This is a genomic window from Streptomyces cahuitamycinicus (genome assembly GCF_002891435.1).
In the GTDB taxonomy this organism is placed as follows: Bacteria; Actinomycetota; Actinomycetes; order Streptomycetales; family Streptomycetaceae; genus Streptomyces; species Streptomyces cahuitamycinicus.
This window is the reverse complement of sequence record NZ_POUC01000266.1, coordinates 1-11254: the sequence shown is the minus strand read 5'-3', so window position 1 is coordinate 11254 and position 11254 is coordinate 1. Positions and strand designations below refer to the sequence as shown.

Sequence of the window (11254 nt, the reverse complement as noted above, 5' to 3'; positions counted from 1 at the left end):
CCAAACGCCAGAGCCTTCTCCGCCCCGGCCCCCTCGCCCTCCTCTCCGCGCTGCTCGCCGGCGGCATAGGGGCCGTCACGCAACTCGCCGAGACCAGCAGCGCAGAGAGCGCGGGGCAGGCCGCCGGCGCCACCGACGTCTGGAGCCCGCACCCCGAGCCGGACATGGCGGCCGTTGTCCATCTGCCGCGTCACTACCGCGCACTCGACCGGACCGGCAGCGCGACCGACCAGCCCCGCACGGTGCTCTACGGCGACGAGCGGACCGGCGCGATCCAGGTCCGTCTCCTCTTCTGGGACAGGGCTCCGGCCGCCCCGGCGGACCAGGCCGGGAAGGCACAGGGCACCGGGGGAGAAACCCGGTACGCGCGCACCAGCGTCCAGGGCCACGAAGCCGCCCTCGCCGACACCGCGTACCGCCGGGGCGAGACCCCCAGGCGGCTCATGCGGCTGGTCATCCGCACCGATGACGACCGCATGTACGAACTGCGCGTCGACATGCCCAGGGGCACGCCGGAAGAGGACGAGGGCATCTCGGTGTTCGAGGGGGCCCGGGAGCGGCTCGGGATCGTAAAAGGCTGAATCACACCCGCCGGTCACCCACAACGTCCTGATCAGCGCGTTTGTTGCCAGCAGTCACTGGCGTCGTGTGTGCACTCGGTGAAGCCGTATTACCGACGGGTACCCAAAGCCTCCGTCCCGGCATACCCTGCGCCTCATGACGGACGCGCAGGCCGCCGAGAAGACGGCAGAGACCGGCACGGCACAGACCGGCACGAACCCCCTCGCCCCCGCCCCGGAGGGCGCCCGCACCGCCGCGGACGTGGTCACGCCGGAGCTGGTCGCCCAGCTCACCAAGGGTGTGGCCGGCTCAGGCCGGACCGCCAACCACACGCCGTTCACCGGCGAGAAACTGGCGGACCTCCCCGAGTCGACGCCCGAGGACGTGGCAGGGGCCTACGAACTGGCCCGCGCCGCCCAGGCCGTGTGGGCGCAGACCCCCGTACGGCAGCGCGCCGCCGTCCTGCTCCGCTTCCACGACCTGGTGCTGGAGCGTCAGGCAGAGGTGCTCGACCTCATACAGCTGGAGACCGGCAAGGCCCGGCTGCACGCCCACGAGGAGGTCCAGGCCGTCGCGGTCGCCGCCCGGCACTACGGCCGCAAGGCGTCCGCCTACCTCCGGCCCAAGCGGCACGCCGGCGCCATGCCGACCCTCACGAAGGTCACCGAACTGCGCCACCCGCGCGGTGTCGTGGGCCAGATCGCCCCCTGGAACTACCCCCTGGAGCTGTCGGTCGGCGACGCGCTCCCGGCCTTCGTCGCGGGCAACGCCGTCGTCATGAAGCCGGACACGGAGACCTGCCTGACCGCCCTGTGGGCCCGTGACCTGCTGATCGAGGCCGGGCTGCCCGCCGACGTCTTCCAGGTCGTCCTCGGTGACGGCCCGGTCGTCGGCCCCGAGGTCGTACGGCACGCCGACTACGTCTCCTTCACCGGCTCCACCCGCACCGGCCGCGAGGTCGCCCAGGGCGCCGCCGCGCGGCTGGTCGGCGTCTCCCTCGAACTCGGCGGCAAGAACGCCATGCTGGTGCTGGAGGACGCCGACATCGAGAAGGCCGCGGCCGGAGCGGTCCGCGCCTGCTTCTCCTCCGCGGGCCAGCTCTGCATCTCCATCGAGCGGCTCTACGTCCACGAGTCGATCGCGGACGCCTTCCTGGAGCGCTTCGCCGCCCGGACGAAGGCCATGCGCCTCGGCACGTCCCTGGCGTACGGCGCCGACATGGGCTCCCTGGTCGGGGAACGCCAGCTCGAAACCGTCACACGGCACGTGGAGGAGGCCGTCGCCAAGGGCGCGAAGGTCGTCGCCGGCGGTGTGGCGCGCCCGGACATCGGCCCGTACTTCTTCGAGCCGACGATCCTCGACGGGGTCGCCACGGACATGTCCGTCTGCGGGGAGGAGACCTTCGGCCCGGTCGTGTCGGTCTACCGCTTCACCGACGAGGACGAGGTCATCGAACGCGCCAACGCCACGGCGTACGGCCTCAACTCCTCGGTCTGGACGAGGAACGGCCGCCGCGGCCAGGAGGTCGCCGCCCGCCTGCGCACCGGCACGGTCAACATCAACGAGGGCTACGCCCCCGCCTACGGCAGCGTCCAGTCCCCGATGGGCGGCATGAAGGACTCGGGCCTCGGCCGCCGCCACGGCTCCGAGGGCATCCTCAAGTACACCGAGGCCCAGACGGTCGCTCACCAGCGCGTGCTCCCGATGGCCCCCGCGCTGGGCATGGACGACGAGCAGTACGCCCGGTTCATGAGCCGCAGCCTCCGCCTGATGAAGGCGTTCAGGTTCCGCTAGACCACCCGCACTGCACACTCGAAGGGGAGACGGCACGTGCCTCAGGACGACTACGACTACGACGTCATCGTCGTGGGTTCCGGATTCGGCGGCTCGGTGACCGCCCTGCGCCTCACCGAGAAGGGCTACCGCGTAGGCGTCCTGGAGGCCGGCCGGCGCTTCACCCGCGAGACGCTCCCCAAGAACTCCTGGGACCTCAGGAACTACCTCTGGGCGCCGAAGCTCGGCATGTACGGCATCCAGCGCATCCACCTCCTCGGCAACGTCATGGTCCTGGCGGGCGCGGGCGTCGGCGGCGGTTCCCTCAACTACGCCAACACCCTCTACGTCCCGCCGAAGCCGTTCTTCGAGGACCCGCAGTGGCGTGACATCACCGACTGGCAGGAGGAGCTGAAGCCGTACTACGACCAGGCCCGCCGCATGCTGGGCGTACGGCTCAACCCCACCATGACGCCCTCGGACGTTCATCTGAAGGCCGCCGCGGAGCGGATGGGCTGCGCCGACTCCTTCCACATGGCTCCGGTCGGTGTCTTCTTCGGCGACGGCGAGGACGCCGACGGCACGGTGAAGGCCAAGCCCGGCCAGGAGGTGCCCGACCCGTACTTCGGCGGCGCGGGCCCGTCCCGCAGGGCCTGCGCGGAGTGCGGCGAGTGCATGACCGGCTGCCGCCACGGAGCGAAGAACACCCTCAACGAGAACTACCTGCACCTCGCCGAGAAGGCCGGTGCGGTCGTCCACCCGATGACGACGGTCGTGTCGCTCACCGACGACTCGCGCGGCGGCTACGCCGTCGCCACCCTGCCCACCGACGACCGCGGCAGGAAGAAGGGCCGCACCTTCACGGCCCGCCGGGTCGTCCTCGCCGCGGGCACCTACGGCACCCAGACCCTGCTGCACCGCATGAAGGCGGGCGGCCAGTTGCCGCACCTCTCCGACAAGCTGGGGGAGCTGACCCGCACCAACTCCGAGGCCCTGGTCGGCGCGCAGACCGACGACCGGCGCTACCGCAAGGCGCACGGCGCACCGAAGGCCGACTTCACGCGGGGCGTGGCCATCACGTCCTCGATCCACCCCGACGCCAGCACTCACATCGAGCCGGTCCGCTACGGCAAGGGCTCCAACTCGATGGGCGGCCTGTCCATCCTCCAAGTGCCGTACGCGGGGACGAACTCGGGCGCCTCGCGGGTCCTGGGCTTCCTCGCCAACGCCGCGAAGCACCCGCTGCTGGTGCTGCGGTCGCTGTCGAACCGCCGCTGGTCGGAGCGGACCATCATCGGCCTGGTGATGCAGTCGCTGGACAACTCCCTGACGACGTACTCGAAACCGTCGGGCGTGGGCCGCGGCCTGCTCACCGCGAGGCAGGGCCACGGCGCCCCCAACCCCAAGCAGATCAAGGCCGCCACGGAGAGCGCCTCGGCACTCGCCGCCGAGATCAACGGCTTCGCGGGCTCCAATGTCGGCGAACTGATGGGCACCCCGCTCACGGCCCACTTCCTCGGCGGCTGCCCCATCGGCGACTCCCGCGAGTCCGGCGTGATCGACCCGTACCACCGCCTCTACGGCCACCCCGGCATCTCCGTCGTGGACGGCGCCGCGGTCTCCGCCAACCTGGGCGTCAATCCGTCCCTCACCATCACCGCCCAGGCCGAGCGGGCGATGTCGTACTGGCCCAACAAGGGCGAGCCCGACCCCCGCCCCCAGCAGGGCACGGCCTACGAGCGGCTCCAGCCGGTCGAGCCGAAGTCCCCGGCGGTCCCGGCAGAGGCGTTCGGCGCGCTGCGGCTGCCGTTCCTCGGCATGCCGGCCGTACCGCCGAAGAACTGAGCGGCACCGGAACACAGAAGAAGGACCTGCGCCCCCCTCCGAGCGCAGGTCCCTCTTCTGCTTCGCTGCCGCGGCCTGTGCCGGCCGCCGCGGCTTACGCCTGCACGCCGGCCTTGCGGCGACGCACGACGAAGATCGCACCGGCACCGGCGACGACGGCGGCACCGCCGACGAGGCTGATCATCGGCAGGGCGGAGCTGGAGCCGGTCTCGGCGAGGCTGCCGGTGACCTCCGGCGTGTTGCCGCTCGGCTTCTCGTCGGTGACGGGCGCCTTGCCGCCTTCCTGCGGCTTGGTGCCGCCGGTGTCCGTACCGGAGGAGACGATCTGGAACTTGTACGACACGTCACCGAAGCCGGTGCACTCGGCGTCGTTGTCGCCGTAGATCGTCGCGCCGAGCGAGAAGCCGGCGCCGACCGGGGCGGACTTGCTGACGTTGAGACGCAGCGGGATGTTGACCTCGTACTCGGGCTTCAGCTCGTCGGTGTAGCCGACGTAACCGACCGCGTAGCCGCCCTCGTTGAGGTCGACCCAGATCTTGTCCTGGGGGTTCCAGGCCTGGAGCCGGACCTGCTTGCTGGAGAACAGCTCCCCGCCGTTCTTGTCGGGGGAGGCCCCGGCGAAGAAGTCGAGGTCGTTGAGCGTGGAGTCGGAGTTGTTGGCCACGTTCAGCGAGAACTTGTGCCAGCCGCTGCCCGCGGCGATCTTGCCGGGCAGGCCGGACATGCCCACGTCGACCTTGGTGTCCTCACAGATGGAGGGCTCGGGGTCCGGGGACTCCGACTCCTCGGGCTCGGACGCGCTGGGCGCCGGGGAGGACTCGCTCGCGGACGCGCTCGGCGTGCTGGACGTCTCGGGAGCCGACTCGCTCACGGACGCGCTCGGGGTGGGAGTCGACTCGGGCGTGGACTCGCTCACGGACGCGCTCGGGGTGGGAGTCGACTCGGGCGTGGACTCGCTCACGGAGGCGCTCGGCGTGGGCGTCGTCTCGTCGGTCGCGTACGCGGCCGGTGCCGCGAGCAGTGCCACCGGGGCTATGACCGCCGTAGCGGCCGCTGCTGCCATGGCGCGGCGAAGCTTCATGAAGACCTCGGAAAGTCCGGCGTGCCGCGGGATGCGGCACGAACGTCAGGGGAGGCCTCCGCGTGTGGGGCGCGGGAGTGGCCCTTGTTCGCCTGTTTGATCAGTGAGGACTGTGAATGGTTGTGCAGGCATTCACAGAAACTTTATGTGGACTGGGTCACATCGAAGACCCTCTGGTGAAGGCTTGTGAAGGCGCTTCCCGTCCGCTTAGATCTTGACTTCGTGTCTGAAAAGCCGTCCGACGACCAGCCGTCGGGCTCGGAGATCCCCGACGACGTCTGGGAGCAGTTCACCCGCGACACCGAGCGGGACATCCGTACCTCCGCCCCGAAAGAGCCGTCCGCGCGAGCCCGCCTGGTGACCGAGCGGCTGCGTGAACAGGACGCCCGCGGCGAGTCGCCTCCCGGATGGCGCACCGGCCCAGCCTGGCAAGAGATGAACGGCCAGGCCGCCCGGCGCCGCAAGCTGTGGGGCTTCATCGGTGTTCCCCTCGCGGCCGCCGTCGCGCTGGTGGCACTGAAGCCCTCGCTGCTGCCCGGTGACCCCTTCGGCACCGGGGAGTCCCAGGCCGCCGAGGCCTCACCGCTGCCCGCCGAGTCGACGGCGCCCACCGCAGCGCCCGGCGCGTCCGACCCCGAGACCCCCACGCTGGACCGGCCGTTCGCGGGGTCCCCGGCCCTGCGCTGGGCCGACGGCGAGGCCGGCATCGTCCTGCCCGAGGCGAAGCCTGTCGGCGCGGTCCCCGCGGGCCGGGTGGAACAGGCGCTGAAACTGACGAAGAAGCTGCTGGTCGGGGCCAACCTCGACCCGAAGACCGTACGCGGGGCCCGCCCCGAGGCCGCGCTCTCCGTGCTCGACCCCAAGCAGCCCGGGCTCCTCGACGAGCTCGACACCGGGCTGCGCTCCCCGAGCAGGAAGCACGACCCGGTGACGCTGTTCAGCCGCTTCGACCCCGACGAGGTGCGGCCGGTCGGCGACGTGATCAAGACCCGCGGGCGCATGACGTTCAAGAAGGGCACGCAAGGAGGCGTGGCGGTGCGCGCCGACTACACCTTCGTCTACCCCGTCGTCCAGGCCGACGGCCCCACCGAGGTCACCCGCACCATCGTCCGGCGGGTGCTCGACGTCGAACTCGCCGACCCCGCCCGCTACGAGGTCACCTCCGGCCGCCTGCTCCTGATGCACTACGACCAGGAGATAGGCAACTCCTCCTGCTTCGTCAACGACGGCTACCTGCACCCGGAGTTCTCGTCCGACGCATCCGCGGGGCCGTCCCCGAGCGGCCCGGCGACGGACCCGTACGACCGGAGCAGGGAGCTCGAACGCGGCGACGGTGGCGACTGCGGGACGGTGACCCGCACCTGAGCGGAGCGAAGAGGCCCGCAGGAAGGCACTCGCGGAAGCAGAGCGAAGGGCCCCGCGGGGTGGAGCCGCGGGGCCCTTCATCTCGTCAGCACCGACGGCAGGGCAGCGCCGGTGCCTGGAAGCGGCGCCGGGGGGTTGCGCCGCTTGGCCTGTACCTCTGGCAGTGGGACAATGCGGATGCCCGCGGGGGGACTTGGGCCGTGTACGCATCGTGCTGGATGAATGCGGCGCCCGCAACCGTTTGACCCAGACTTGTGCATTTATGCAAGGTCCGCCGGTCGGCCCCGGGCGTCCCCGGAGCCGACCGTCCTCTTGGGTGACCGGGCTGCTGTCCCCTGCCGTCCGGTCACCTCCCTGGAGCGAGGTCCCACGACGCACGGAACGATCCGTGCGTCTCATCGCCCCAGTGAGCCACGCGTGGTTCTCTCGGGCCCGCGCCTGGCCGGCACGGACACCGGGACCAACGATGCGGCTCCGGGACGGTCACGCGCCGTACGGGTGAGGAGGGGGCGTACGTCTGTCCCGCGCATGCGGTTTCAGATTTTGCCGCGGCACAGCTCCAGCAGGGTCATCGCGAGCGCGGTGCCCGGCTTGCCCAGCGCCTCCCTGTAGTGGCCGAGGACGTCCATCTCGCGGGACAGGTTCACGCGCCGGCCGCCGGAGGCGATCCGCGCCTCCTGGATGACGGCCGAGACGGCCACCCGTTCCTGGATCAGGCCGATGATCCGGTCGTCGAGCGCGTCGATCCGCTCGCGCGCTCCGGTGATCACGCCGGCGGCCTCGGGGGTACGGGCGCCGGTCACGTCGATGGCGGTCATAGGGGGCTCCTCGTCGTCAGGGGCTGCCCCGGGGCGGCACGGCCCGGACGAACGCAGGCGCCCCGGGCCTTGTCGGCCCGGGGCGCCTGGGAAGTCGCTCGTCAGTAGCTCAAGCAGCACGACCATGGCGTCCGGCGGGCCGGATGCCATAGGTAAAGACGAACGTCTGGTGCTTGAACATGGGGCAAGTATGCACCGCGCCCCGGGGCCGTCCAAGCCGGTTCGCATCCTGAGACGGGGCAGGTGCCCGGCGCGCGGAAACAGTCGCACGGCCCCCCGGTAGAATCGGGTGGCACAAGACCCCCGCCCCACCGCCGGAAGGCACCCCGTGTCATCAGCGACTCCCGCTGCCAACGCCGCCGACACCGTCCTGGTCGTCGACTTCGGCGCGCAGTACGCCCAGCTCATCGCCCGTCGTGTCCGCGAGGCGCGGGTCTACAGCGAGATCGTGCCGAGCACCATGCCGGTCCAGGAGATGCTCGCCAAGAACCCCGCGGCGATCATCCTCTCCGGCGGCCCCTCGTCGGTCTACGAGGAGGGCGCGCCCAGCCTGGACCGCGAGATCTTCGAGGCCGGCGTCCCCCTCTTCGGTATGTGCTACGGCTTCCAGCTGATGGCGCGCACCCTCGGCGGCACCGTCGACAACACCGGTGCACGCGAGTACGGCCGCACCGACCTGCACGTGTCCAAGGTGTCCTCCACCCTCTTCGAGGGCACCCCCGCCGAGCAGCCCGTCTGGATGTCGCACGGCGACGCCTGCTCCGCCGCCCCCGAGGGCTTCTCCGTCACGGCCTCCACGGACGTCGTACCGGTCGCCGCCTTCGAGAACGACGAGAAGAAGCTCTACGGCGTCCAGTACCACCCCGAGGTGATGCACTCCACGCACGGGCAGCAGGTGCTGGAGCACTTCCTGTACCGGGGCGCGGGCCTGACCCCGTCCTGGACCACGGGCAGCGTCATCGAGGAGCAGGTCGCCGCCATCCGCGAGCAGGTCGGTGACCGGCGCGCCATCTGCGGCCTGTCCGGCGGCGTGGACTCCGCGGTCGCCGCGGCCCTCGTCCAGAAGGCCATCGGCTCCCAGCTGACCTGCGTGTACGTCGACCACGGCCTGATGCGCAAGGGCGAGACCGAGCAGGTCGAGAAGGACTTCGTGGCCGCGACCGGCGTGCAGCTGAAGGTCGTCGACGCCGAGGAGCGGTTCCTCCAGGCGCTCGCCGGGGTCTCCGACCCCGAGGAGAAGCGGAAGATCATCGGCCGAGAGTTCATCCGGGTCTTCGAGCAGGCCCAGGCGGAGATCATCGCCGACGAGGGCCCCGCCGTGGAGTTCCTCGTGCAGGGCACCCTCTACCCGGACGTCGTCGAGTCCGGCGGCGGCACGGGCACGGCCAACATCAAGTCCCACCACAACGTGGGCGGTCTGCCCGAGGACCTCGAGTTCCAGCTGATCGAGCCGCTGCGCAAGCTCTTCAAGGACGAGGTCCGCATGGTCGGCCAGGAGCTCGGCCTGCCGGAGGAGATCGTCCAGCGCCAGCCCTTCCCCGGCCCCGGCCTCGGCATCCGCATCGTCGGGGAGGTCACCAAGGAGCGCCTGGACCTGCTGCGCGAGGCCGACGCCATCGCCCGCGAGGAGCTGACGGCGGCAGGTCTCGACCGCGACATCTGGCAGTGCCCGGTGGTCCTGCTCGCGGACGTCCGCAGCGTCGGCGTCCAGGGCGACGGCCGGACGTACGGCCACCCCATCGTCCTGCGCCCCGTCTCGTCCGAGGACGCCATGACGGCCGACTGGTCGCGCCTGCCGTACGAGGTCCTCGCCCGGATCTCCACCCGGATCACCAACGAGGTCGAGGACGTCAACCGCGTCGTCCTCGACGTGACCTCGAAGCCGCCGGGCACCATCGAGTGGGAGTGACCTCCCTGCCTAGTGCTGCGACCGGAAAGGTTTGCCGGAAAGCTTGCGGCGTCCGGTGCGGTGCATCGCAAGGCGGAGCATCGCCCGCGTACTGGATGTACTCGGGTGATGCGACAACGCGGCGAGGTGCCGTGCCGGGCGTCGCAAGCCGGTGAACCTTTCCGGTCGCAGCACTAGCTGCGCTTGATCGTGCGCAGGGGCTCGCCGGGCGTCCAGACCTGGACGACGAGGTACGCGTCGTCCTCGATGTAGGTCCGCACGACCTCCGTCAGCTCGGTGCGGAAGAGGTGGAACGGCTCCGGCGGCTCCACCTCTTCGACGTATCCGGCCTTGGTCTGGATGTCGTCGACCTCGATCGCCCGGCCGCTGATCCGGACGTCGCCGCCGCCCATGCCCGTGCCCTCCCCGGGGTTCGCCTGGAGTGCGAAGCGCGGGTCGCGGCGCAGATCGAGGGCCTTGAGCGAGTCCGGCATCATCCCGAGCCACAGTTCGCCGTTCAGGAACCGCACCTCCAGACCGCTGGTGCGGGGTGAACCGTCCTTACGGAGGGTGGCGAGAATGTGGTGGGTGTAGGCGCCGAAGCGCTTCTCGACGGTGCCGGCCAGATCCGGTTCGGTGGTGGCGAAAGCCGCCCAGTTCGCTGTCATGGAAAGAGTGTCGCGCCGAAATCCGACATCTTCTGTCGGCTATTCGTGGGGTTGGGGAGCCTGGGGGCACACGGAAGGGCACAGGGTGCTCACAGGGGCGCTCGTGTCATCTTCACGAACCGCTTCTGTTCTTCCCGGCCTCACGGACGGTAACTTCCGCCCGTACGCAGAACCAGTGCTGGAGGACCTATGCACGGGCCCACCCCGCCCCTGCCGCTGCCCACCGACCGGTTGCGGTTCGCCATGCCGCCGATGCACGAGTCGGTCGAGGACGAGCGCCGGCACCGCAAGGAACGGCTCGCGGGCGCCCTGCGGATCTTCGGCCGGCTCGGCTTCGAGGACGGCGTGTCCGGGCACATCACCGCCCGCGACCCGGAGTTCACCGACTGCTTCTGGGTCAACCCGTTCGGGATGCCCTTCCGGCACGTCACCGTGAGCGACCTCGTGCTCGCCAACCAGGACGGCCAGGTCGTCGAGGGCGGCTACCACGTCAACCAGGCGGCCTTCACCGTGCACGCCCAGGTCCACGCGGCCCGGCCCGACGTGGTCGCCGTCGCCCACTGCCACTCGGTGCACGGCCGGGCGCTCGCGGCCCTCGGTGAGCTGCTGGAGCCGATCACTCAGGAGAGCTGCGCCTTCTACGAGGACCACGCCCTCTACGACTCGTACACCGGCGTCTCCGTGGACGCCGAGGAGGGGCGGCGCATCGCCGCTGTGCTCGGCTCCCGCAAGGCGCTCGTGCTGCGCAACCACGGGCTGCTGACCGTCGGGGACTCGGTGGACGCGGCGGCCTGGTGGTTCGTGTCGATGGAGCGCTCCTGCCAGGTACAGCTGACGGCCCAGGCGGCCGGGCGGCCGGTCCGCATCGACCACCGGATGGCGGTGGCGACGCGGGAGCAGCTGGGCGGCGACCTGGTGGCGTGGATCAACTACCAGCCCATGTGGGAGGACGTCAGCCGCAGCGAGCCGGGCCTGCTGGGCTAGGGGCTTCGGAAGCCCCGGAGCAGCACCACCTTCGTCCTCACGAACTCTGATCTCGGCCGTAGGGGAATTCTCCCAGCAGGGTCAACACGGCACGCCGGACTTCACCCGTGCTGACCAGTCAGGGCGGACGCGAGCCGGATGGTGTAGGGCACAATTCGCTGTCGTCGCACGGGAGTTGTACAGCGGTGTTTCCGGGGTCCGGAAGGCCGACGGTGGTTGGGTCTCGGGAAGGCGGGCGTAGGGCGTGGCGGTGCGGGAGGCGGGACAGGGC

General features: G+C 70.8%; 8 protein-coding genes and 1 pseudogene. 6 read left to right on the top strand and 3 right to left on the bottom strand.

Translation table 11 applies throughout. From position 1 onward, the window contains the following. From C1J00_RS28585 to C1J00_RS28575, 3 genes and pseudogenes are all read left to right on the top strand, one after another. Positions 1-581 (top strand): annotated as a pseudogene (locus C1J00_RS28585) (serine/threonine protein kinase); the annotation flags it as partial. 136 nt (positions 582-717) lie between these two features. Further along, positions 718-2355 (top strand): succinic semialdehyde dehydrogenase, encoded by a 1638-nt coding sequence (locus tag C1J00_RS28580; RefSeq protein WP_102911890.1) that lies wholly within the window; start codon positions 718-720, stop codon positions 2353-2355. 36 nt (positions 2356-2391) lie between these two features. Then, positions 2392-4179 carry a GMC family oxidoreductase N-terminal domain-containing protein gene (locus tag C1J00_RS28575; RefSeq protein WP_102911889.1) on the top strand — a complete coding sequence of 596 codons (1788 nt, stop codon included), beginning with the start codon at positions 2392-2394 and terminating at the stop codon, positions 4177-4179. A gap of 94 nt (positions 4180-4273) precedes the next feature. Here the strand turns inward: C1J00_RS28575 and C1J00_RS28570 are convergent, their stop codons facing one another. Continuing rightward, positions 4274-5260, bottom strand: a complete 987-nt coding sequence (locus tag C1J00_RS28570) for an LAETG motif-containing sortase-dependent surface protein (protein ID WP_180989727.1) — start codon at positions 5258-5260, stop codon at positions 4274-4276. 222 nt (positions 5261-5482) lie between these two features. Between C1J00_RS28570 and C1J00_RS28560 the strand changes: the two genes are divergently transcribed. Next, positions 5483-6625, top strand: coding sequence for a hypothetical protein (locus tag C1J00_RS28560; protein WP_102911887.1), 1143 nt, complete (start codon positions 5483-5485; stop codon positions 6623-6625). A gap of 536 nt (positions 6626-7161) precedes the next feature. On the opposite strand, the gene C1J00_RS28555 is transcribed toward C1J00_RS28560, so the two are convergent. Further along, positions 7162-7569 (bottom strand): chorismate mutase, encoded by a 408-nt coding sequence (locus C1J00_RS28555; protein WP_281262776.1) that lies wholly within the window; start codon positions 7567-7569, stop codon positions 7162-7164. 202 nt (positions 7570-7771) lie between these two features. Here C1J00_RS28555 and guaA point away from each other — a divergent pair, with 202 nt between their 5' ends. Beyond that, positions 7772-9352, top strand: a complete 1581-nt coding sequence (gene guaA / locus C1J00_RS28550; protein WP_102911885.1) for a glutamine-hydrolyzing GMP synthase — start codon at positions 7772-7774, stop codon at positions 9350-9352. A gap of 173 nt (positions 9353-9525) precedes the next feature. Here the strand turns inward: guaA and C1J00_RS28545 are convergent, their stop codons facing one another. Continuing rightward, positions 9526-9999, bottom strand: coding sequence for a pyridoxamine 5'-phosphate oxidase family protein (locus C1J00_RS28545; protein ID WP_102911884.1), 474 nt, complete (start codon positions 9997-9999; stop codon positions 9526-9528). Between the two features lie 189 nt (positions 10000-10188). Here C1J00_RS28545 and C1J00_RS28540 point away from each other — a divergent pair, with 189 nt between their 5' ends. Continuing rightward, entirely contained in the window at positions 10189-10983 is a 795-nt protein-coding gene (locus C1J00_RS28540) for a class II aldolase/adducin family protein (protein ID WP_102911883.1), read from the top strand. Positions 10984-11254 lie beyond the last annotated feature (271 nt).